Consider the following 21,792-nt stretch of genomic DNA (forward strand, 5'->3'; position numbering starts at 1 on the left):
ATAAACAGGGCTCATTCTGGGCTCTGTTTATGATTGAATTAGCTTTAAAGGTAAATAATGACAAATCTAAATCACTTCACATTCGATGAATTTAGCGAAAAACTGTGGGAATTATTTAATGGGCAAGCATTAATCCCCAATTTCTCCTCTACGCTTGATACTGCAAACTTTACCTTTCAATATCTAGAACGAGATAACGTTAATTTTTATTTATTCGAAAGTCCAGATCCAATCATTTTATTTAGTTTTCACTTACCATTATCACCCCATTCAAAAACGTTATTACTATTAGATGTTAACAGCGGTGGTTTGCGCTTGAATGGCATTGAGTGTAAAAATAATCAATTCGCTTTAATCTCAGAGCAAAGCCAATTACCTTTTTGTTTTCAGATCCCTGCCAATTCACCAATTTTAGTGTGTGATATAAAAAGCAACAACAAAAAATTCAACCAACTTTGCCATAGCATGGTACCAGTAAGTATCGATGTAAATTATGCTCAAGAATTAAGAGAAATCACCCAAAAAGCGGCTAAATCCTTTCCTGATAATACCGTAAACATTGGTGCTATATTACTCATTCGGATTGTAGAATTACTCGCATTTCACCCGACCCCTATGCGCCAAGAAGCGCCAACCGGTAGAAGTAAGTTATCAAGAAAAGATTTTATTCCAAAGTGTATTAATTTTATGATGGAAATGTCTTCTACCGAGGCGATCAAACTTCTCTCCAAGCAGCAGAATATATCTGAAAAAACCATTCGAAATGCATTTAAATACATCACAGGCTTCACCCCAAAAGAATTTGAAAAAATAAGTAAACTCTTTGCGTTTCGGCGTGCTTTAAAGCAACCAGAAATTATCACCGTATTTGATGCAGCTATTGCGAGTGATGTTTACCGATGGTCTCGCTATGCCAGCAGATATTCTACTATTTTTAAAGAGTTACCAATTAAAACTCTTTGATAAAGATCTCATTCTCTCTTAAATCAAGATAATACAAATACACACACAATTTATTTATAATCAATAATTTAAGTTAAAATATAACCTTTGGTTATAACGCCTATAAAGCGACGAGTTATTATTTCTCATTTAGAGTACAGATAATTAATCGCAACTAATTGGAGTTCTTTATGGGACATAATTTAAATAAAATCGCTGTTGGCGTTGGTTTACTGGCTACCTCTGGTGCGGCAATGGCCGCAGCTCAGCCAAACATTCTAGCTATTTTTGGTGATGATGTGGGTTACTGGAACATCAGTGCTTACAACCAAGGCATGATGGGCTACGACACACCAAACATTGATCGTATTGCTAACGAAGGCGCACTCTTTACCGACCACTATGGACAACAATCTTGTACCGCTGGGCGTGCCGCTTTCATTACAGGCCAAGAACCTTTCCGTACCGGTCTGTTGACAATTGGTATGCCAGGCTCTGATCATGGGATTCCAGATTGGGCTCCTACTATTGCAGATCTATTAAAAGAACAGGGTTACATGACTGCTCAGTTTGGTAAAAACCATCTTGGTGATCAAGATAAACACCTACCAACTAACCACGGTTTTGATGAGTTTTTCGGAAATCTTTATCACTTAAATGCGGAAGAAGAACCAGAAACGTATTACTACCCTAAAGACCCTGAATTCCGTAAAAATTACGGTCCTCGCGGTGTGATTAAGTCGTTTGCTGACGGTAAGATCGAAGATACCGGCCCAATGACGCGTAAACGTATGGAACATGCGGATGAAGAATTCCTAGACACTTCACTCGCGTTTATGGAAAAAGCAGTTAAAGCCGATAAACCTTTCTTCATCTGGCACAATACGACGCGTATGCACGTTTGGACTCGTCTACAAGAGAAATACCAAGGCGTATCTGGCGTAAGTATTTATGCTGATGGCATGATGGAACACGATGATCAAGTTGGTATCCTTCTGGATAAGCTAGACGATTTAGGCGTGGCAGATAACACCATTGTTATTTATTCAACCGATAACGGTGCAGAAACAGCGACATGGCCTGATGGCGGTGCAACCCCATTCTATGGCGAAAAAGGCACGACATGGGAAGGCGGTATGCGTGTTCCACAACTTGTTCGTTGGCCGGGAACTATCGAACCGGGCACTAAAATCAATGAAATGATGGCACACCAAGATTGGCTTCCAACCTTACTTGATGCCGCTGGCGTTCCTAATGTGAAAGAGAAGCTAGCTAAAGGCTACAAAGCCAACGGCAAAGAGTTCAAAGTTCATATTGATGGTTACGATTTCAAGCCGTACTTTGAAGGCAAAACAGATAAAGGCCCTCGCGAATCCCTACTCTACTTCACTGCAAATGGTGAGCTGAATGCGGTACGCTGGAAGGATTGGAAACTTAACTTTGCTGTAATGGAAGGTAATATTTCAAATGCCGTTCGTCTAGAACCAAACTGGCCTCAAATCATTCACCTACGTGCTGACCCATTTGAAAAAGCACCACATGAATCAGGTATGTATATGCGTTGGATGGCTGATAACATGTGGTTATTTGTGCCGATGCAAGACGTACTAGGTGAGTTCTTTAGCACACTACCTGATTATCCAATGCAATCAGGTCAATTAATGAACCCTGCTGCAATCAGTTCTCAATCGCTTCAGTTACAAGGAAAGATGCAACAGTTAGATAAACTACAGCAACAGATGAATAACTTAAACGTTAAGTAATTTATTTTTAAAGCTAATAAACCAAAAGCCCCCAATGTTGATCATTGAGGGCTTTTTATATCAACAACCAACTCAAATGGTAAAACCTGCAAACCGAACTATTGATTGATTTATCAAATGTGATTAACATCACGCTTACATTTGCCGTGATTCGTAGAATAGCAACCGTTAACCTTACTTCTACAGAATGAGACCGTAATGAAATCATATAAAATGAAACCTCTTTTCCTTTCTTTATCCCTAATCAGCGCAGCGACATCTCTTCCTGCATGGGCAGAAATAAAAGAAGTTACCTTATTGCATACCAATGACATTGAAAGCGTTTATGAACCTGTTGAAGCTTTCTGGCGAGATGATATTGAAATGATGGGCGGTATTCCTTATATCGCAACGTTAATTAAAAATATTAGAAGCGAAGAAGGTACAAGTTTTTTACTTGATGCAGGTGACATTTATACTGGTGCTTTATCTAAAAAAACTAAAGGCGCCCTTCCTTTTGACCTTTACAACTCAATGGGATATGACGTAATTACTCTAGGTAATCATGAATTTGAATATGGTTGGGAATCTCTAGTAAAAACGATGCCACGAGCAAACTTCCCAGTTCTAAACGCCAACATTTACCATGAATCTTCTAATGAACTGCTTGCCAAACCATACACCATTATTGAACGTGATGGCGTCAAAATCGGTGTTATTGGTGTCATGGGTATTGATGCGTTTTACAACACCATGTGGAAGGGAAACCGTAAAGGGTTAAGCATAAAAGATCCAACAGAAACGGCACAATTATGGGCTGATAAGATACGTGACGACGTTGACATGATTGTTATTCTTACCCACCAAAATAAAACAGCGCCAATGCAAACAGATAAAGAAGCTGACGCTGAAGTGCAACGTGGGTTTGACGAAGATTTCGCAATGGCTGGAAAACTGAAAGGCGTTGATGTAATTTTTGGAGGTCATTCAGATAATGGCTTAAATGAACCGGTTGTTCATCCTGATACAGGTACGGTTATTGGCCTAACTTTTGGACAAGGCATGCACCTTGGTTACACTAAATTTACTGTCGATACTGAAAAGCATGACGTTACATTTCTTGGTGGAAAACTAATCCCTGTTGATTCAAACAACCTAAAACGTGATGAAGAAACCTACAAATTAATTCAAAAGGTTCGTACTGATAATCCAAGTCTAGAAGATAAATTAGCGACAATTGATGCTCCTGCCTTCCGTCGTTACTACCGAGAATCAAACATTGGAAATCTAGCAGCAGACTTAATGCGCCAAAATGTAAATGCTGACATCGCAATGCTTAGCTCTGGTAGTATTCGAGTTGATTTAAACGAAGGCGACGTTACCCGTGAAAATGTAATGAATCTATTCCCGTTTACTGACAAATTAACCGTCGTAGAGCTAACCGGAAAAGATGTTAAGGAGTTACTTGAGTACAGCTATACTCTTCCTTATGGTCTCGCTCAATTCTCGGGGATAACTGCACATTATGACAGTTCAAAACCAGAATATAATCGTTTAATTAGCCTTAACATCAATGGTAAGCCGGTTTCTAATACTCAGAAATATACTGTAGCAACTTATTCATATGCAGCAAGTGGCGGAGATGGTTATACTGTATTTAATAAAGGTACTGAACTGTCTCAAGGTGATTCGGTGACTCAAGTACTAATTGATGGCTTTAAACAGCATAAGAAAATCATCGTACCAAAGCTTGGTCGACAAGTTGATGTCACCATAAATAGGTAATTAATTCTCAGTGGTTAGTTGGATAATTAAACAATGAAAACAGAGTTTAATGGATGTAAATCATTTGATTGCATTAATCTAGCTAACCCTGACTTGTCAATTTATAAGCGCAATAATCAACTTGGTTTTGATTCTTACCAGTGCTTAGAGTGTGGGGCATTTACCCCGGTCCTTGATAATAATTCAATGTTGACACTCTATAATCAAATCTCACAAAGTAAAAATGCAATACAAGCCCCCTATTGCCCTAACTGTGCCAAAAAGACTCGCACACAGGCTTATGGCACAACAAAATCAGGCAGTCCGCGACGAAGATGCTGCCAATGCGCGCATATATTTAGCTTATTAAATCCAGCTACGCTCTCTCTAAAACTTCAGTCTATGTTAGATGCAATCACAAATGGTAAGACACCATCATTACTACATCATCATTTAGGATTAAACAGTAAAGTTTTTTATACTCGCTTAACACAGCTATCTCAATTACTAGAACACGTCACTCAGTTGTTAGTTACTGATATTGTCCAAACAGAAAACCCGCTTATACTTCATACAAAAACAAATACCGTGATGCTACGCTCAGGAAGCGCTCGACAGTCTGGATTAAAATGTTGGGGATTAAGTACAGTGGATTGTAAGCTCGGTTTTCAAATTCTCAATAGTGATAATTTATTATTAGACAACTCACACAGTAAAGATCTATATCAATTAAATAACGTTGAACCTAAACATAAAGAAAGCCACTCTTCTTTTTCATCTGTCGAAATGACTTATAAAAAAATATTTTCACGACATAAGTTTGATGATATTGCTTACGCTTACCAGTCTGAAACTAAGACTAAAGAAGGCGTTATATTACGTCCTGTATATGTAGCTCATGCTCATTACTTACTGTTAAATACTCTTATATCCGAGAATAAAAAATTTCAATTATTACTTGAGCATGAAAGCTTTTTACGAGGATCTTCAATCACTAATTTTGAAAAGCGAGTTAAACAAAATCAATGCGATCTTTATTATCTATATGCTTCTCCATCAACGCCTGACTATTCCAATCAGATTAACCGAAAAAACATTGGCTGGTGGAATGAGACATGGGAAAAATTTACGCAGCAATGCCAAAACAAACATTGGGATATTACATTATGTAACCTCACGAATGGTCCGCATCCTAATTTAAATTCTATACGTCTTGATTGGCACGCAGATTTTGAACAGCACTTCACTCAATGGCTGCCTATCTCTAAACAAAGAATGCTCTCGCACAAAGTTTATATGCAGTGGCATCACATTTTCACTTATATCTACAATGTAATGTATTGTGATAAAAGAAAAAACGCCTTGTTGAAACTTAATATAGACTTTAAATCCATTGAGAGTTTAGTGGGCTTTGTTAATTACAAGCATGTTTCATCTACCGACGCTGACAAGTTGTGCAACCTCGACAAGCAGACCGAGAGTGTTTGCTTAAATAACTCCGTTGTACCTTGCAGTAAGCATTTTTAAGTGCACGACGAGCAGAAAACCAATCGTCTGGTTTTGTCAGCAGCAGATACCCATTAAACCGTTTCATGAGTTGTAGACGATTATCATCAATAAATCGACTATCAAATCCAATGTCAAAGTGATCTAACGCTTGTTCTATGCAAGTAAAACTCGCTATCGTTTTTTGAATGTCTTCTTGGCTCATGGGTTACATTATTAATGGTTTTGCGTCAGTGTAAAGTGAATGCTATTTGAGGTATTGATGTAGTCCGTATTTATCTTAATTTAAGATAATTAAAAGTGCCACCAACAAAAAACGCCCCAATTTCATCACATTAAGGGCGTTTATTTTTTGTCTAGAAATAGTGATCGGTCAGTGTTTAAAGGTGTTTCCTTCTGTTTCACTTGTTGCCGTAAGATCACCCGCTGGATTTAACAAATGCGGTAAAATTTTAGGTAAGTTCAATACGATATCTTTATCTTCTACTGGATAAATTACTTCGTTATACCAACCTAATAGACCCATTGATGCATAACCAATGGCGTCATTATCTTCACGGTGCTCAATAATAATTTGCAGAAAACGTAAGATTGCTCTGTCGTTTGAGCCAGCTTCTTCACGCGTAGTATGGAAGATGTGAGTCGCTTCACTCACCAAACCTTCGTACTCAGTATCTACAGAAACTTTAAAAGAACCACCATCAACAGAAATTTTCATAATATTTAGCCAAGTTAATTATTCTAATTGAATCGGATAATAACGAATAAAAATAAGCTTGTCGTTACTCCTTCTTAAATCCATTTGATCTAAGTAAAGAAAAAGAACCTAATGACTATTTTTTAATCTGAATTACTCATAGGGTTTATAGCATATGCCAAAAATAGTTATTGGCATATGCTATAAACTTACTTATACTTCTTTCATATTTAATGGAGAGCATTCATGGCAAGACCTAAAAAATGCCGTCGTATTTGCGGCAGAGCACCTTACAGTTGCTTTAAACCAAACGGGGTACCTACCGTCGAGTTACCACAAGTTGAGTTACTTGCTGAAGAATTAGAAGCATTGCGTTTAGCTGATTTTGAAGGACTAAGTCAACAAGAAGGAGCCGATCAAATGATGGTATCCCGCCAAACCTTCGGCAACATTGTTAAACAAGCAAGATTTAAAGTAACAAGCTGTTTGGTTGAAGGTAAAGCCTTAATGCTACAAACGGAGACAGAAGAATGATATTTGCAATTCCTTATCAAAATGAACGTATTGCCGGCCATTTCACGAAGGCTGAAGAATTTATTTTTACGGATCAGAACACATCAGAACGAAGAGCAAACCCAGCTTTAAAAGGTGAAGGTTGTCGTGGTAAAAAATCGTTATTAGCCCTATTAAAAAGCCAACACACTGATATTGTGTTAATACGTAATATTGGCGAAAAGATGTTAACGAAACTTCTTAACGCTAATATTCGAGTATTTCGCACTTCAGGAAAAGAGTCTTTTGAAACGATAAAATTATCAAGTCTTACTGAACTCACTGACCCTTCTCAAGGTCGTCCATGTAAAAATAAAAAACAAAGCGGTTGCAGTAAAAAGAAAACAAGCTCAATGCCAGTGACAAAGCTAAATACGCCACAGTTAATACGAAAGTTCACTATTTTTGGAGTAAAGTAATGAGCACCCTATTAATTACTTTCAGTGTTTTTGTTCTTGTTATTTTATTAATGGCACTAGGCGTAATATTTGGTCGAAAAGAAATACAAGGAAGTTGTGGCGGGTTAAATACCGTCGGTGTCAATAAAGTATGTAATTGTGAAACAACGTGTGACGATCATAAGCTTTATCAAATCTCAGAGCCTACAGATAAATAAGTTAAAGCGTATCGCTTCCAATTAGTACAATTAAAAATGAGCAGTGACGAGTCACTATCTTCACTGCTTATTTAATAATGGTGTATATTTCACCTACTTTAGCAATATAATTACTTAAACATAATCTATCACTTAGCAATTTATGACTTAAGCGAATTACTGTTTTTTACCGCCTACTTGAACATAATCAATACCGATAATACGGTTAACAATACCTAGAACAGAACTCGTATCAGAATTTGTGGCACGAATAGTTTCAAGCGTTGCGCCTTCAGGCACTAACTCCATTGCACGATCTTGTGTTACCAGGAACTTGGAAACCGACAATATTGAAGCTTTCAGCGTGTGCTGTGAGTAGTAGACGTTGTCGCTGTCCGCTAAGCGAAACCATAGTTCTCGTTCTTCATCGTGAAAGATAACGTTATTTGGATGAGTGTTGAAGAATCTAGAAACAAGAATAGGTATATCATCATTTGAGCTAAAAGTAACAAGTGTATTTCGAGTGGTTTCAACAAACTGATTGATCGCTTGGTGGGCCGCTTCAAGCCCCTGATTTTTTTGCGATATTTTCTATAAGTTGCTGATGGGCGGTTGCTTCGTAATCTTGCAATACATATTCGTAGTCGGTATTGAGCTGATAGACACAAATTTCGTAGGCAAAAAGGCCCGTTATAAAACAAGCTAACAGCCCAAATAAGGACTCTAAATAGATACGTCGCATAATTATTCTCTTTCATTACGCTCGTATTGAGCGAGGTTAATGCCAAGCGGTTGTAACAAATAAATACCCTTTACCACGAATGGTTTGAATTTTCTCTGCTGGCGCTTTGTCATCGCCAAGTATTTTTCTTAGACGTACAATCTTATTATCAATCGTTCGGTCTACCCCGTCGTATTCAATACCTCGGAGTGTTTGCGTCAAATAATCACGTGACAAAGAAGTATCTGGGTTGCTTGCCAATAACCAAAATAAGTCAAACTCACTGTCTGTAAGCGATAAAACCACACCTGAAAGTTCACACTTCTTATACGTATTTTTCAAAACGAGCTGACCAAACTGAAGGGTGTCTGAATCATCGATTGAAAGAGTTGTAACTTCTTGACGACGTAATAGCGAGCGAACCCTTGCCAGCAAAACTCTTGGTTTAATTGGCTTGGTGACATAATCATCAGCCCCTGTCTCTAAGCCTGCGACATGATCAAAATCGTCATCGCTAGCGGTGAGCATTAAGATTTTACCTTTATAGTGTGTACGCGTCTGTCTACAAATTGTAAGTCCATCGGTTACAGGAAGCATTAAATCTAGCAGCACAATATCAGCCTTATCGCGAGTTTCACTTATTGTAACTTGAATTCATTCCTAAAATACGATTACTTATATTAAAGTGACGTCATAATACCACTATTACTAATCAATACAGATATTAATCATTAGCGCCATATTTTGCACATTCATAACAGGGTTTTCACCTTCACTTATCACTACTTAGATCCCAAGAATAATAAATTAAATCGGTAAGATGATAATGAAAAAACATTATTCTTTTTGCTGCTATCTTTCCAGCATTTAACGTAACCGGAGGGAATTAAGTATCTAAATCTCCGGTTACGCTTATTTTAACTTTTGTTCTAAATAAAACGTTTAAATATGATTAATTATATTTATTATTCTACTGACGGTTTTTCTTCTTCTTTTTTACCACACAAGTAAGCATTACCAAACATAGTTACTGAGCTTGAAAAATTAAGTGGTTGAAACAAATATAGTGTATCAGCACCTAATGACGCAGTTTTAATACGCATTTGATTTAACGTTCCCCAAACCATATCTTTATCTGCATGAAGCCAGTAATCATAAAAATGGCCTTCTGAACCAAATACGATACCCATGCGTTTACACTCTTTTACTGCATCAACTTCATCCCAAATCACGTCTACTTTTTTTGATTCTTGAGTTGGAAAAGTTACACAGCCTGTTAATAACATTGTTGATGCTAGTACTACACTAGCTATTAGCGTTTTCATTAATTAATCACTAACCAAATAAATGTTGCGCGATTTTAGTGAAAATTTCGCCGCTGGCAAGTAGAAAATGAAGAATAGCTCAATTTAATAAGAACTGAACGATAATAGGTTACTGCTGTGACCTTGTTGCTAATGATTTTAATATTGCATTATTCATCCGGATTCGCACTATACCAAGCATCTAATAATTCTTTTCCATAAATTATTTCTATATTCATATGCATAATTAAAAGAAAGACAGCCAATAAAAAACAGATGATATTAAACCAAAAAGTCGCTTTTTTTCGATCTGGCTCATAACATGCAATATTAATAACAACCAAAATAAATGGATAGCTAATTAATAATAAAAAGAACCACCCAAGATAACCTGATATCGCCATCTCTGTCATAATGCACCTCATTACACGAATAATAAAAAATGTGTTATTGAATCAATATCATCACATATTTTTATTATTAATGGCTACATTATATAAATTAATTTTATTTTTGTATTATCTTTCGCAAATTCAAAAATATTAATCTTTTTATTCAATTTAAATAAAGAAGACTAAAGTCATATTTAATGATTCATATCAAAATAAATAGCATCGATAACTGGCGTTATATTATCGACACTATTTAATGTGTGAGTTATCGCCACTTATTCGCTTCGGCTTCACCATTAGCACGACGAACTGCCGCTGCTACTTCTTTATCAACGATTGTTTGTCCAATAGGCGCAATTGAAATCACTGCCAGTTTTAAGTGCTGAATGGCAAACGGGATACCAATAATCGTTACAAAACACGCGATAGCAGACATGACGTGCCCAATCGCCAGCCAAAAACCGGCAAAAATAAACCACAACACATTACCGATAAAACCAAGACTACCCGTACCAATGTCTTCATTCAGCGTCAATTCATCACGAGCAATGGCTTCTTTACCAAATGGGAAGAAGGAAAATCCTGCAATAACAAAACACGCTCTCCCCCAAGGAATACCAATAATACTAACAAAAGCTAATATTCCAAAAAAACACCACGCCAGCCCCATGAAGACGCCGCCAAATAGAAACCAAATTAAATTACCAATTGCGCTCATTTTCTTTCCTTACTTAAAATGCAGTTATTGGGTATAGAGTAAACTCTAATAATGAAGAATACAAAACGCTTAATCGTCAGCACCACATTTTGCACATCTGTCATACGTTCTATTACCTTCACTAATGACAATGTAATTACTTACACATTTATCACATAAAGCCAGAACAGGATAAGCTTCTTTCTGCTTTTTAGAGTTTACATCGCCTTCAGTTGTGTAATGTTTTCTCATTTTATTTCCTTAAGTTAGATTATGATATCCAACGTTTAAACGAAAAACACCCGGTAAGTATACCTACCGAGTGTTTGTAATTATGCTAATTTAATAACGGTATAATTTACCAGTTATCTGGGTATTTTCTTTTATTCTTCTTACCTGTACCTTCTGGTTTTGCTACAGGTTTAATCGCTTCTAATAAAGCGGCTGTGATGTCTTCATCTACTTCAAAACCTTCAACCTGTTCACGATCAAGTCGAATTTTGTTTTTCTTTTCAATGATTTTAAAGTGATGGTAATCTTCAAAATCAATTAATGATAGCGCTAGACCCACTTCACCAGCACGGCCACTTCGACCAATACGGTGCATGTAATCAGCAGGACTTCTTGGTAAGTCAAAGTTAATTACTACAGGCAGTTTTTCAATATCTAAACCACGAGCCGCAATATCTGTCGCGATTAGTACATCAATCTCACCCGCTTTAAATCCTTCAAGCACACGACTACGAGCGCCCTGGCCTTTATCACCATGAAATACTTCAGCGGTAATTCCACGTTTAGATAACTTATCCGCTAAGTGATTACAGCTGTTTTTCGCATTAACGAAAATAAGCGCTTGGCGCCACTGCTGCTGATGGATCAAATGCGCTAATACGGCTGTTTTTTCGCCTTTATTAACGGTAAATACACGCTGTACTAATGTACTTGCATCTGCACTTTGTAATTGAAGTTCGACTGGATTATTCAGTAGCGCTTGAGTTAACGCTTCTACTTCTTCAGGGAACGTTGCTGAGAATAATAATGTTTGTTTTTGCTTTGGCACTAATGCTAGCAGCTGAGATAATTCGTCGGTAAAACCAAGGCTTAGCATTCTATCGGCTTCATCAAGCACTAAGGTTTTTACTTTATCAAGCTTAATCGCGTTGCTTGAAATCAAATCAAGTAGTCGACCTGGCGTTGCCACCAAAATATCGGCACCACCACGTAGGGCAAGCATTTGAGTATTAGCAGATACGCCACCAAATACTGCAACGGTTTTAATCGCACCGTTAAAATGCACTGCATAAGATTTAATGCTATCGGCTACTTGTTTCGCTAGTTCACGAGTAGGAACTAACACTAAACCAGTAACATAGTTACCTTTCGTATTTTGTGATTTAGTAGATTGCTGTTGTTCAGATACTTGTTGCAACATAGGTAAAGCAAAGGTAGCTGTTTTACCAGAGCCTGTATTTGCCCCTGCAATTAAGTCACGTCCAGCTAAGACACTTGGGATAGCTTGCGCTTGAATAGGCGTTGGCTGTTGGTATTCCAGCTCAGTTAATCGTGCTAACAAAGGTGAAATAAGGCCAAGTTCCGTAAAATTGGCTGGAGTTGTGATAGTGCTCATTAATATAAAGGGCTCAAAGCTAAGATAATAGCCGGCTATTTTAACTTATTTTTTCTTTCTAGAGTGAATTAAATCAATCATTCTAGGTTCTCGCTTAATAAAAAATAATACCTCAGATACAACAACGCCCCATTTAAAACGGGGCGCTTCGATATTTAGACAATAAAATAAGCTTAAAGTAGCTGTTTAAGTTTATGCTCAACTAAAGGATCATTAGGAACTAATTGTTGAGCCATTTCTAACAATTTGATCGCATCTTTTGGGTGTTCATCTTGGTGTCTAAGTGCGATATCAATAAGCGGCTGCACATCAATTTGCGCTTGGTGTTCTTGCACATGTTCTTCTTTTTCATCAATCAGAATATTGTGAGCTTTACTTAATAATCCTAAACGATGTTCTGAACTCGAATTAACTTTACTGAGACGTTTATAATAATCTTCTTTAAAACGTAATGTTCTCGTTTGTTGACGGAACTGTGCAATGTCAATCTGTTGATTACGAATGAAATCCACCGCAACTTGCTTATAAAAGCCAAATTTATTCAAGTACGTTGCATGAGTTCCATGCCCCATCCCAAAGACTCGTAAATGGGTCAGTTCTGGATAACGTTTCGCATGCAAACGATCGATACGATTGGTTGGGTCATAAATAATGTACCCCTTAGCTTTACCTAAATCGAGATCGTGATAATCCCCTTCCCAATCAAATTGCTGTGCTAGTTCGGTACTAGACCTGTCATCCCAAGGCGCTATTTGTTGGTTTTTAGTACTCACCGGATGAAATAGCAATACTTGGTCAAGCTGCAATAAATTTGCAAAAGCACCCACAGCGAAACCACCACGACTCAGGCCATAGCCTAAACGATAAGTGAAAGGTTCTAGCAACGTAGCTAATTGTTCTAAAAAGAAAATTAAATTACGGCTACGGAACCAATTGCTTTTCCCTAAGTGTTGGAAAGAGATAACATTTACTTGTTGTTTTTGCGCTAAATGGTAACCCCAAGGAGAAAAATCCTCATGGATATCTTGCTCTTGTACGTTAGTACCAGCAGGAGAAAAAGTGAATAATAGCGGCTTGTTCACATCAACAAAGTTATATTTAACATACACATTGTCTAGTAAGTCTCCACCAGACATTGGCAGTTGTGCTTGTTGCTCTGAACGTGAGTTGGTTAACCACTCATCTAACCAATATAATAATTTCATTTAATCTTCCATCAAAAACAGGCGCGAGATTGTATCAAAGATAGCCGTTAAACGAAAATATTAGTTTGAACACTAATAATTACAGTTGGAATGATTTCGGTACAAAAAATGCCAAGTCATAGTTACAACTTGGCATTCAAGTTTATTTATTATTTACACCATAATGAATTTAGATAATTTCTAACTATTATAATAGGCTCATTAGTCGCTATAAATTTTTACTGTTTTTCCAATATAAGTACAAACCAGAGATATCTGATGAACACATTAAATTCATCGCTCCTTTGATTTGCTCATCGCTCCACTGCCACCACTTCATTTCTAGCAGTTGTGATATTTCACTCTCAGTAAAACGATAACGAATATGTTTTGCAGGGTTTGAACCAACAATAGAGTAAGGAGCGACATCTTTTGTAACTACAGCACGACTTGCAATGATTGCCCCATCACCCACAGAGACACCACTCATGATCATTGCTTCTGTGCCAATCCAAACATCATTACCAATAACGGTATTACCAGCACGCTCAAAGCCATCTTTAGCATCAGTAAAGTTATCATTATCTTGATAGAAAAAAGGAAAGCTACTCACCCACTTATTTTGATGCCCTTGGTTTCCTGCCATCATAAAGACAGCTCCCGAACCAATGGAACAATAGCTACCAATAATAAGCTTATCAATGTCTGTTCTATCTGGCAGTAAATAGCGAGCACAATCATCAAAGCTGTGATTATGATAATAACCAGAATAGTAGCTGTGCTCACCAACGATAATATTCGGGTTAGTTACTTGTTCTTTTAATGATTTACCAACAAATGGGCTTTCAAAGTAATTGTTCACTATGCATTCTCTTTAAATTTAGAATACAACTCTGGTTCTTTGCTTAACAAGTTAAGTACCTTACTGGCTAAACCTGTCGGGTTACGCCTTCTTTGCTCCCAACTTTTCACTGTATCAACGCTGACATCCATTGCCATTGCCAACTCTTTTTGCGTTACATGTAACTGTTCTCGGATGGCCTTTACGTCAGCAATTTCATAACGAGTAATGTTGCCTTCTAAATTTCCTTTTTTTATTTCAACCGCTTGCTCTAGTGATTTAATGATGTCATCTGCAATACGACTCATGGTTGTACCTCATTTTTCAATATAGAAACTAATTTCTTCATCCGTGATTAGTGATTTTCGCTGAGATTCAAACAACGGGGGTTTCAATAAACTCGATTGCATGACTAATAACTCTATCCTCCTTGATAGTTCAATGAGGTAAATAGTACCCCTTTAGTTATGACTATACATGAGATTAAAAATAGAACAATTTAGTCTCAGTTTTCCAGCAGAATCCCCTAATTATAAAAACAACACCATTAGACTACCCCAATAGAAATGTGATCTTATTCTCTTTTTACTCCACCTTTTTTCTTAAAGAATTGATCGTATTCACAGCTTGTTGCTTTCCCTCTAGTCAATTTTAAAATTAGTTCTATTATCGCAGCGAAACGTTTCGATGAAGCAGTATAAAAATAAAATAAATCAAATATAAATAATTTTCGAGGCGTTAACCCCTCGAAAATTATTTAAATAACCGAACCCATTATCCAGAGTTTTCTGGCCAATACCGTAAATGGAAGGCACATTATGTTTATTAAAAACCATACAATTCAACACCCTGACGGATTCTTAAACAAAACTCCTATATTTCAATTTTTATTATTGTCTTCCGTTTTTGCCCTTTGGTCTGCTGCTGCCGCACTTAACGACGTATTAATTACACAGTTTAGAGCTATTTTTGATTTATCTAATTTTGCATCAGCATTAGTTCAATCCGCTTTTTACGGCGCGTATTTTTTGGTTGCTATTCCTGCCTCTATGGTTGTAAAAAAAGCTTCTTATAAGTACGCGATTTTGCTTGGTTTAGCATTGTATATTTTAGGTTGCTTAATGTTCTTCCCTGCGTCTCTGGCAGGCACTTATACCATGTTCTTAGCCGCTATTTTCTGTATTGCGATTGGTCTTTCATTTCTAGAAACATCATGTAATACCTATTCAGCGATGATTGGGGAACCGGAACGTGCAACATTACGTCTAAATATTTCTCATACTATTAATGCTATGGGCTATATTGTTGGCCTTCTTCTTGGTAAATATCTAATTTTCCAAGAAGGCGTAGACGTTGAGCATATGATGAACACACTAACAGGTGCAGACCTTGAAGCGTTCAAAATACAAGTGCTGCAACAAACATTAGAACCATACAAATGGCTTGTAGGCGTTATCGCAACGGTGGCGACACTTATAGCTATTACTGAATACCCTAACTGCAAATCAGAAATGAACAAAAAAGCGGTACAACCTTCATTTGGTGAAACGTTGACTTACCTTATGGGTAACAAACGCTTCTTTAAAGGTATCGCAACACAATTTGCTTATGTTGGTATGCAAGTGGCAGTTTGGTCATTCACTATTCGTTTAGCCCTTGAATTAGACCATAATATGGTAGAACGAGATGCCGCTAACTACTTATTGTATGCCTTCATTATGTATTTCCTAGGTAAGCTTGTTGCCAACTACTTATTTACTAAAACCTCACAAGAAAATGTATTAATGGGTTACTCTGCTGTTGGTTTCGCCTGTTTAATCTACGTAACGTTTGTTCATGACTTTAGTGCTGTATGGTTTGCAGTTGGTACTTCTGCGTTATTTGCACCTTGCTGGGCAACTATCTTCGCATCAACGCTACAATCAGTAGACACTCGATACACAGAAACCGCTGGTGGCTTCGTTGTAATGTCAATCATTGGTGGCGCAGCAATCCCTGTACTGCAAGGTTTACTAGCAGATTCAATTGGTATGCAACCATCGTTTATTGTTAATGCGGTTTGTTTCTCTGTTGTCTTCTTCTACTTCATGAGCGAGAAAAAATACAAACAAGCATTTACTTACAACGCAGCAACTAACGCTTAATTATTATTTAATAGTCACCCTGCATTGGGTGACTATTTCATTTAGAGAGTCATTATGTTTACTATTCCTCTATCTAAAGACCTATTTAAAAAAGAAAAGAACACGGTTATTAAATCGGATGATTTTGAAGTAAATACTTTTCGTTATAATTCCGGCATTGAAGCGTTAGAAATTAAAAATTCGAAGGGTCATTTAATCGTATTGCCATTCATGGGACAAATGATCTGGTATGCTGAATTTTTAAATACTGACCTTTGTATGAAAAATATGTTTAGTGAGCCAAAACAGGCAAAATCTATTATCGAAACTTATGGTTGCTTTGCATTCCACGCTGGAATGATCAGCATGGGGTGCCCTACTCCACAAGATAGCCATACATTACACGGTGAAATGCCATGCGCGCCAATGGATCAAGCTTGGTTAGAAGTTTCGGCGGAACAAATTACAATTAAAGGGTCTTATGAATACGTGATGGGGTTTGGTGATCACTACCTTGCGATTCCATCTGTATGCTTAGAAAAAGACGCAAGTTTGTTTGATATTAATATGAGAATAAAAAACCTTGCTAGTGTCGATATGCCTTTACAATATATGTGTCATATTAATGCCGCGTATTTTGATAATGCGGTAATGACGCAAAACCTACCAGATGAAGCCATTACTTTACGAGAAAGTATTCCTGCTCATGTCCGCCCGACAGAGCAATGGTCTGCTTATAATGAAAATTTAAAAATATCAGCGCCAATCAATACGCTTGATACGCCTAATATGTATGACCCTGAAATTGTATATTGTATGGATAATATTTCTCAGTATATCAAAAATGCGTCGTTCAAAATGCACATCGGCGATAAGTATCTACTTACTGAGTTTAGTACTCTAGAGTTTAATAGTGCCACAAGATGGCTCTTATATAACGGAGACCAGCAAGTCGCAGCTTATGCATTACCCGCGACTTGTCGCCCAGAAGGGTTCCTTACCGCAAAAGAAAAAGAAACACTCATTTATCTCAAACCTAATGAAGAACGTAGTTTTACGGTTCGTACCGGTATTTGTGAGCAGTATATATAGGTTTATCTTCATATTTGGAGGTTTACTCACGAACCTCCAAAGTAAGCAGAACCAACACGCTTTACACTTGCCATCAATATAAATTAACAACTACGTTTTGATCACACTTAGTAAAAGTATTAGATGAAATGCTATTTATTTTACCCTAAAATACACCCATCGAAACGTTTCGATGGCTGCTATAGACTTCATATAGTAGTTATCATTTCATTAATCTAAGGATATTTATGAAAAAGAACACTCTCTTAAATGCTGATTTGTCATATGTAATAGCAACACTTGGCCATACAGACGAAATTACGATTTGTGATGCTGGTTTACCAATCCCTACTCCATCCAAACGTATCGACCTCGCTTTAATTCAAGGCATTCCTACTTTTATTGATACCGTAAAAGCAACACTTTCTGAAATGCAAATTGAAGGTGTCGTACTTGCAGAAGAATTTAAAACAATCAACCCAGAATGCCACTCTGAGTTATTAGCATTAATAGAAAAAGAAGAAGCCTTGCGTGGTAAATCTATTGCTATTTCATATATTTCTCATGAAGCATTCAAAGTTAAAACCCATCAAAGTAAAGCGATTGTTCGAACTGGAGAATGTACGCCTTACGCTAATGTGATTTTTCAGTCTGGCGTTGTTTTTTAACGCGTAAACTTCATCATTTTAAGATCATATTTAAAGCGTAATTTAAAAGAGAACCCTTTTTCTCATCCGCTTTACAATCCAGATAATCGTCATATATATAATAAGAAATAAAGGCATATTATGAATAAATTAGTTGTTTTAGGTAGTGTAAACGCAGACCACGTTCTTCAAGTTGCTTCTTTCCCTCGTCCAGGCGAAACGTTACACGGTCACAGCTATTCTGTTATTCCTGGCGGTAAAGGCGCAAATCAAGCGGTTGCTGCTGCGCGTTTAGGTGCGGATATCGCTTTCATTGCAAGCGTAGGTGACGACAGTTTTGGTCACAAAATGATAGAAGAATTTAAGTTCGATGGTATTAATACTGAAGGAGTGATGATTGAAGAAAACACACCCACCGGCATTGCGATGATCCAAGTTGCAGCAACCGGTGAAAACAGCATCTGTATTTCTGCTGAAGCAAATGCTCGTTTAACCGCAGATCGCATTGCACCACACCACGGATTAATTGAAGCGGCTGATACCTTGTTAATGCAGCTTGAAACACCGATCGAAACTATCGAAAAAGCAGCGAAAATTGCAAAAGCGGCTGGGACTAAAGTGGTACTAAACCCTGCCCCTGCCCACCAATTAAGTGATGATTTATTGAAATTAGTGGATGTAATCACTCCTAATGAAACCGAAGCGGAACTATTAACAGGCATTGAAGTAACAGATACGTTGAGTGCTCAACAAGCGGCAAATGCGCTACATGCAAAAGGCATTGAAACGGTGATGATCACCCTTGGTAGTAAAGGTGTTTGGATTAGCCAAAATGGTGAAGGTCGTCAAGTAGAAGGTTTTAGAGTTCAAGCGACAGATACAACGGGGGCTGGCGATACCTTTAATGGTGCCTTTTTAACTGGTCTTCAATCTGGTCGTAAATTGGATGATGCGATTAAATTTGCTCACGCAGCGGCTGCAATTTCAGTGACTCGAATGGGCGCTCAAACCTCAATTCCTTCTCTTGATGAGGTAAATGCTTTTTTACTTAAACAAGAATAATATAGATATCATTACTTAAGCGATTCATTATACTAAGCATTCATTTAGCTGGTCATAATAAACCGCTAATGCGTAGGATTGATAGACATTAAGGATATATATGGCCACCATTAAAGACATCGCTAAACACGTTGGTGTTTCCACCTCAACAGTTAGCCATGTATTAAATAAAACACGGTTTGTTAGTGAAGATATTTCAGTTCGAGTGTTGGCGGCCGTAAAATTACTCAACTATACCCCATCGGCATTGGCGCGCAGTTTAAAAGTAAATAACACGAAAACCTTTGGTATGCTCGTTACTACCTCTACCAACCCCTTTTTTGGGGAGGTTGTTAATGGTGTAGAACGTCGTTGCTATGAAATGGGTTATAACCTTATTTTGTGTAATACCGAAGGCGATGCACAACGTGTTCATTCTAGCTTAGACACCCTATTACAAAAGCGCGTTGATGGTTTGTTACTTATGTGTACCGAGATTGAAGACCAAGTGCTTGAGCTTTTCTCTCGTTACCAACCAGTTCCAACCGTCGTTATGGATTGGGGCTTAATTGATTTTCCTAGTGACAAAATTCAAGACAACTCTCATCACGGTGGTTATTTAGCAACTAAACATCTTATTGAACAAGGTCACACTGAAATCGGTTGTTTAACTGGCCCTCTGAACAAACTACAAGCGCAGCAACGTTTAAGTGGTTTTGTGCAAGCGATGGAAGAGTCTGGATTAGAGATTAATAAACAGTGGATCGCCTCTGGTGACTTTGAATGTGAAGGTGGAGAAACTGCATTTAATGAACTGCATGGCAGAGGTAAATTACCTACCGCTCTGTTTGTATCAAATGACATGATGGCAATGGGCGTGATCAATTGTGCGAGTAAGAAAGGAATTTCTGTTCCCAATGATATTTCGATTGTTGGTTACGATGACATTAAAATGGCAAAATACATCACGCCATCATTGACCACTATTCATCAACCAAAACATCGTTTAGGTCAACAAGCCGTTGATTCACTGTTAGAAAAAATTGCAACAAAATCAGAAACCAACCGAGTATTTCAACTAGAACCAACCTTAATGGTTCGAGACAGCGTTAAAGCTTTATAAGCTCTTTTATAAATACATTATACCTACCGTAAAAATAGAGCACCCTTTCCCCCGAGGTGCTCTATTAATACCCTTCTCGTACTGCGATGTATCGAGCGAACCTAGGAATTCCACTATCAGTGAATCCGTTATAACGATAGGTCACTTGAGCCCCTAACGCCGGTGGATCTTCTCTCACAGCAAGGCTTAATCCACTACCAATTTTAAATTCTTGCCCATTCGGCATACGCAATATCAAGGCACCAACCATCCCTCTAAATTTTCCTTTCCCGTCGGTATAACCCACAATAACCGCTTCATCATCTTGATGCTTTTTTACTTTAATCAGATCATCACTGCGTCCAGGGCGGTACACTTCAGCCAATTTTCTTAGCATTACCCCTTCTCCATTCTGGCTAGAGATATCTTCTAACGCTCTCAAGAGTGCCTCTTCTGTGCTTATCGGATAATGTTCAACTAGTTTCAAATGAGGATGGTCTAATTTATTAACAAGCGTTTCTAGTTCGTAATAACGCTTAGGAAACATACCTGCCGACTGCGGTAAATCAAACATCATAAAACGAATCTTAGCCCATTGCTCATCATCGGGTTGGCTATCCAGTACTGTCCTTGCGACCTGTTGAAATCCCCCTCTTCCAGCCCAAAGTTCACCATCTATCGGGTATTCAGGCAAAGGTTCAATAAACCAATCCGGGGCGACAATCGTATGTCCTTTTCGAGTAAGCAATTCGGACCCAGTCCAATACGCTCTGATCCCATCAAGTTTCTCACTTGCCCAATACGCATCAATATCCACGCCTTCTTTATAGGTTCCAGCAAGCGATACCGCGATAGAGGCCGTATTTGGCTCATCATGTGAATATGCAGGAGTTGCCATAAACCCTATTGAAACTAAAACAGAAAGAGTGCTTTTTTTCATTAAAATACGCCTATAAATAGATATTTTTTATAATTACACGTCAACCGGAGTTTCATTAGTTCTTTTTATTATAATGTCATACAGTTTCGATCCATATCCACAATCAATGTAAGTGTCAATATTAATAACTCTCAGTTTTGTCTTATACCAGAGAAACCTGTGTAAATATCCACTATTACTGATCTTGTTATTTAATTGACCCCTGCCAAATTTACACCTCTTCAATCCAATTTAGATCTCACTCCTAATGTAAAAGTAATGAATATGACATATCAATGTGAGAGCTTTAATCGATAGTTTTTAT

At 37.6% G+C, this 21,792-nt stretch carries 23 protein-coding genes and 3 pseudogenes; 12 read left to right on the top strand and 14 right to left on the bottom strand.

The features are described from left to right. The first annotated feature begins 57 nt into the window (after positions 1 to 57). The 4 genes from A6E03_RS08830 to A6E03_RS08845 all read left to right on the top strand — a co-directional run bounded on the left by A6E03_RS08830 (position 58) and on the right by A6E03_RS08845 (position 5,975). Positions 58 to 963 (top strand): hypothetical protein, encoded by a 906-nt coding sequence (locus tag A6E03_RS08830; protein WP_065591251.1) that lies wholly within the window; start codon positions 58 to 60, stop codon positions 961 to 963. A gap of 170 nt (positions 964 to 1,133) precedes the next feature. Then, positions 1,134 to 2,705 carry an arylsulfatase gene (locus A6E03_RS08835; protein ID WP_065591252.1) on the top strand — a complete coding sequence of 524 codons (1,572 nt, stop codon included), beginning with the start codon at positions 1,134 to 1,136 and terminating at the stop codon, positions 2,703 to 2,705. A gap of 198 nt (positions 2,706 to 2,903) precedes the next feature. Continuing rightward, positions 2,904 to 4,469: a bifunctional UDP-sugar hydrolase/5'-nucleotidase gene (locus A6E03_RS08840; RefSeq protein WP_065591253.1), complete on the top strand. Its 1,566-nt coding sequence runs from the start codon at positions 2,904 to 2,906 to the stop codon at positions 4,467 to 4,469. 33 nt (positions 4,470 to 4,502) lie between these two features. After that, complete coding sequence (locus A6E03_RS08845; RefSeq protein ID WP_065600655.1) at positions 4,503 to 5,975, top strand: hypothetical protein; 1,473 nt, start codon at positions 4,503 to 4,505, stop codon at positions 5,973 to 5,975. On the opposite strand, the gene A6E03_RS19835 is transcribed toward A6E03_RS08845, so the two are convergent. Both A6E03_RS19835 and A6E03_RS08850 read right to left on the bottom strand, forming a co-directional pair. Then, positions 5,884 to 6,159, bottom strand: coding sequence for a nitrogenase-stabilizing/protective protein NifW (locus A6E03_RS19835; RefSeq protein WP_083190337.1), 276 nt, complete (start codon positions 6,157 to 6,159; stop codon positions 5,884 to 5,886). The two genes, A6E03_RS08845 and A6E03_RS19835, sit on opposite strands and share 92 nt — an antisense overlap. A 168-nt stretch (positions 6,160 to 6,327) precedes the next feature. Beyond that, complete coding sequence (locus tag A6E03_RS08850; protein ID WP_065591255.1) at positions 6,328 to 6,672, bottom strand: hypothetical protein; 345 nt, start codon at positions 6,670 to 6,672, stop codon at positions 6,328 to 6,330. A 225-nt stretch (positions 6,673 to 6,897) separates the two neighbouring features. Between A6E03_RS08850 and A6E03_RS08855 the strand changes: the two genes are divergently transcribed. From A6E03_RS08855 to nqrM, 3 genes are read left to right on the top strand one after another with little or no spacing between them, the layout of a single operon-like run. Continuing rightward, positions 6,898 to 7,185, top strand: a complete 288-nt coding sequence (locus tag A6E03_RS08855; RefSeq protein ID WP_065591256.1) for a DUF134 domain-containing protein — start codon at positions 6,898 to 6,900, stop codon at positions 7,183 to 7,185. After that, complete coding sequence (locus A6E03_RS08860) at positions 7,182 to 7,622, top strand: NifB/NifX family molybdenum-iron cluster-binding protein (protein WP_065591257.1); 441 nt, start codon at positions 7,182 to 7,184, stop codon at positions 7,620 to 7,622. Before A6E03_RS08855 ends, A6E03_RS08860 begins: the two co-directional genes overlap by 4 nt. Beyond that, positions 7,622 to 7,819 carry a (Na+)-NQR maturation NqrM gene (nqrM, locus tag A6E03_RS08865; protein WP_065591258.1) on the top strand — a complete coding sequence of 66 codons (198 nt, stop codon included), beginning with the start codon at positions 7,622 to 7,624 and terminating at the stop codon, positions 7,817 to 7,819. The genes A6E03_RS08860 and nqrM overlap by 1 nt, the downstream gene beginning before the upstream one ends. 156 nt (positions 7,820 to 7,975) lie before the next feature. Here the strand turns inward: nqrM and A6E03_RS08870 are convergent. The 11 genes and pseudogenes from A6E03_RS08870 to nadS all read right to left on the bottom strand — a co-directional run. After that, a pseudogene (locus A6E03_RS08870) lies at positions 7,976 to 8,171 on the bottom strand (hypothetical protein); the annotation flags it as partial. A gap of 5 nt (positions 8,172 to 8,176) precedes the next feature. Next, positions 8,177 to 8,540, bottom strand: a pseudogene (locus A6E03_RS19840) (two-component sensor histidine kinase); the annotation flags it as partial. A gap of 36 nt (positions 8,541 to 8,576) precedes the next feature. Continuing rightward, a pseudogene (locus A6E03_RS08880) lies at positions 8,577 to 9,146 on the bottom strand (winged helix-turn-helix domain-containing protein); the annotation flags it as partial. Positions 9,147 to 9,484: 338 nt separating this feature from the next. After that, on the bottom strand, positions 9,485 to 9,844 hold the full coding sequence (locus A6E03_RS08885) for a DUF4156 domain-containing protein (RefSeq protein WP_065591260.1): 360 nt from the start codon (positions 9,842 to 9,844) through the stop codon (positions 9,485 to 9,487). Between the two features lie 149 nt (positions 9,845 to 9,993). Further along, the gene (locus A6E03_RS08890) at positions 9,994 to 10,236 is read right to left on the bottom strand and encodes a hypothetical protein (protein WP_065600657.1); all 243 of its coding nucleotides are present in this window, start codon (positions 10,234 to 10,236) and stop codon (positions 9,994 to 9,996) included. A 244-nt stretch (positions 10,237 to 10,480) separates the two neighbouring features. After that, positions 10,481 to 10,933 (bottom strand): YccF domain-containing protein, encoded by a 453-nt coding sequence (locus A6E03_RS08895; protein WP_065591262.1) that lies wholly within the window; start codon positions 10,931 to 10,933, stop codon positions 10,481 to 10,483. Positions 10,934 to 11,002: 69 nt separating this feature from the next. Next, entirely contained in the window at positions 11,003 to 11,164 is a 162-nt protein-coding gene (locus A6E03_RS20025) for a hypothetical protein (RefSeq protein WP_141676972.1), read from the bottom strand. Positions 11,165 to 11,270: 106 nt separating this feature from the next. Further along, entirely contained in the window at positions 11,271 to 12,539 is a 1,269-nt protein-coding gene (locus A6E03_RS08900) for a DEAD/DEAH box helicase (RefSeq protein ID WP_065591263.1), read from the bottom strand. Positions 12,540 to 12,712: 173 nt separating this feature from the next. Continuing rightward, positions 12,713 to 13,744 (bottom strand): cytosolic protein, encoded by a 1,032-nt coding sequence (locus tag A6E03_RS08905; protein ID WP_065600658.1) that lies wholly within the window; start codon positions 13,742 to 13,744, stop codon positions 12,713 to 12,715. 208 nt (positions 13,745 to 13,952) lie between these two features. Next, positions 13,953 to 14,585, bottom strand: coding sequence for a type B chloramphenicol O-acetyltransferase (gene catB / locus A6E03_RS08910; protein WP_065591265.1), 633 nt, complete (start codon positions 14,583 to 14,585; stop codon positions 13,953 to 13,955). Beyond that, positions 14,585 to 14,872, bottom strand: a complete 288-nt coding sequence (gene nadS / locus A6E03_RS08915) for a NadS family protein (protein WP_065600659.1) — start codon at positions 14,870 to 14,872, stop codon at positions 14,585 to 14,587. Before nadS ends, catB begins: the two co-directional genes overlap by 1 nt. Before the next feature lie 510 nt (positions 14,873 to 15,382). Between nadS and fucP the strand changes: the two genes are divergently transcribed. The 5 genes from fucP to A6E03_RS08940 all read left to right on the top strand — a co-directional run bounded on the left by fucP (position 15,383) and on the right by A6E03_RS08940 (position 20,569). Continuing rightward, the gene (gene fucP, locus A6E03_RS08920; protein ID WP_065591267.1) at positions 15,383 to 16,708 is read left to right on the top strand and encodes an L-fucose:H+ symporter permease; all 1,326 of its coding nucleotides are present in this window, start codon (positions 15,383 to 15,385) and stop codon (positions 16,706 to 16,708) included. Positions 16,709 to 16,762: 54 nt separating this feature from the next. Further along, positions 16,763 to 17,779, top strand: coding sequence for an aldose 1-epimerase family protein (locus A6E03_RS08925; RefSeq protein ID WP_065600660.1), 1,017 nt, complete (start codon positions 16,763 to 16,765; stop codon positions 17,777 to 17,779). Between the two features lie 227 nt (positions 17,780 to 18,006). Beyond that, positions 18,007 to 18,426 (top strand): D-ribose pyranase, encoded by a 420-nt coding sequence (rbsD, locus tag A6E03_RS08930; RefSeq protein WP_065591269.1) that lies wholly within the window; start codon positions 18,007 to 18,009, stop codon positions 18,424 to 18,426. Between the two features lie 120 nt (positions 18,427 to 18,546). Continuing rightward, positions 18,547 to 19,467, top strand: coding sequence for a ribokinase (gene rbsK / locus A6E03_RS08935; protein ID WP_065600661.1), 921 nt, complete (start codon positions 18,547 to 18,549; stop codon positions 19,465 to 19,467). Positions 19,468 to 19,567: 100 nt separating this feature from the next. Further along, positions 19,568 to 20,569, top strand: coding sequence for a substrate-binding domain-containing protein (locus A6E03_RS08940; RefSeq protein ID WP_065600662.1), 1,002 nt, complete (start codon positions 19,568 to 19,570; stop codon positions 20,567 to 20,569). Between the two features lie 64 nt (positions 20,570 to 20,633). Here A6E03_RS08940 and A6E03_RS08945 read toward each other — a convergent pair whose 3' ends face one another. Beyond that, positions 20,634 to 21,488 carry a DNA ligase gene (locus A6E03_RS08945; protein ID WP_065591272.1) on the bottom strand — a complete coding sequence of 285 codons (855 nt, stop codon included), beginning with the start codon at positions 21,486 to 21,488 and terminating at the stop codon, positions 20,634 to 20,636. Between the last annotated feature and the right edge of the window lie 304 nt (positions 21,489 to 21,792).

Source organism: Aliivibrio sp. 1S128, assembly GCF_001691065.1.
Taxonomy (GTDB): domain Bacteria; phylum Pseudomonadota; class Gammaproteobacteria; order Enterobacterales; family Vibrionaceae; genus Aliivibrio.

Bases quoted from the DNA above. Each gene is read 5' to 3' on its own strand.
- rbsK (WP_065600661.1), top strand. From the start codon at position 18,547: ATGAATAAATTAGTTGTTTTAGGTAGTGTAAACGCAGACCACGTTCTT.
- A6E03_RS08850 (WP_065591255.1), bottom strand. From the start codon at position 6,672: ATGAAAATTTCTGTTGATGGTGGTTCTTTTAAAGTTTCTGTAGATACT.
- A6E03_RS08890 (WP_065600657.1), bottom strand. From the start codon at position 10,236: ATGACAGAGATGGCGATATCAGGTTATCTTGGGTGGTTCTTTTTATTA.
- A6E03_RS08940 (WP_065600662.1), top strand. From the start codon at position 19,568: ATGGCCACCATTAAAGACATCGCTAAACACGTTGGTGTTTCCACCTCA.
- A6E03_RS08925 (WP_065600660.1), top strand. From the start codon at position 16,763: ATGTTTACTATTCCTCTATCTAAAGACCTATTTAAAAAAGAAAAGAAC.
- A6E03_RS20025 (WP_141676972.1), bottom strand. From the start codon at position 11,164: ATGAGAAAACATTACACAACTGAAGGCGATGTAAACTCTAAAAAGCAG.
- A6E03_RS08855 (WP_065591256.1), top strand. From the start codon at position 6,898: ATGGCAAGACCTAAAAAATGCCGTCGTATTTGCGGCAGAGCACCTTAC.
- A6E03_RS08900 (WP_065591263.1), bottom strand. From the start codon at position 12,539: ATGAGCACTATCACAACTCCAGCCAATTTTACGGAACTTGGCCTTATT.
- A6E03_RS19835 (WP_083190337.1), bottom strand. From the start codon at position 6,159: ATGAGCCAAGAAGACATTCAAAAAACGATAGCGAGTTTTACTTGCATA.
- A6E03_RS08835 (WP_065591252.1), top strand. From the start codon at position 1,134: ATGGGACATAATTTAAATAAAATCGCTGTTGGCGTTGGTTTACTGGCT.
- rbsD (WP_065591269.1), top strand. From the start codon at position 18,007: ATGAAAAAGAACACTCTCTTAAATGCTGATTTGTCATATGTAATAGCA.
- nqrM (WP_065591258.1), top strand. From the start codon at position 7,622: ATGAGCACCCTATTAATTACTTTCAGTGTTTTTGTTCTTGTTATTTTA.
- A6E03_RS08895 (WP_065591262.1), bottom strand. From the start codon at position 10,933: ATGAGCGCAATTGGTAATTTAATTTGGTTTCTATTTGGCGGCGTCTTC.
- A6E03_RS08860 (WP_065591257.1), top strand. From the start codon at position 7,182: ATGATATTTGCAATTCCTTATCAAAATGAACGTATTGCCGGCCATTTC.
- fucP (WP_065591267.1), top strand. From the start codon at position 15,383: ATGTTTATTAAAAACCATACAATTCAACACCCTGACGGATTCTTAAAC.
- A6E03_RS08945 (WP_065591272.1), bottom strand. From the start codon at position 21,488: ATGAAAAAAAGCACTCTTTCTGTTTTAGTTTCAATAGGGTTTATGGCA.
- A6E03_RS08830 (WP_065591251.1), top strand. From the start codon at position 58: ATGACAAATCTAAATCACTTCACATTCGATGAATTTAGCGAAAAACTG.
- nadS (WP_065600659.1), bottom strand. From the start codon at position 14,872: ATGAGTCGTATTGCAGATGACATCATTAAATCACTAGAGCAAGCGGTT.
- A6E03_RS08905 (WP_065600658.1), bottom strand. From the start codon at position 13,744: ATGAAATTATTATATTGGTTAGATGAGTGGTTAACCAACTCACGTTCA.
- A6E03_RS08840 (WP_065591253.1), top strand. From the start codon at position 2,904: ATGAAATCATATAAAATGAAACCTCTTTTCCTTTCTTTATCCCTAATC.
- A6E03_RS08845 (WP_065600655.1), top strand. From the start codon at position 4,503: ATGAAAACAGAGTTTAATGGATGTAAATCATTTGATTGCATTAATCTA.
- A6E03_RS08885 (WP_065591260.1), bottom strand. From the start codon at position 9,844: ATGAAAACGCTAATAGCTAGTGTAGTACTAGCATCAACAATGTTATTA.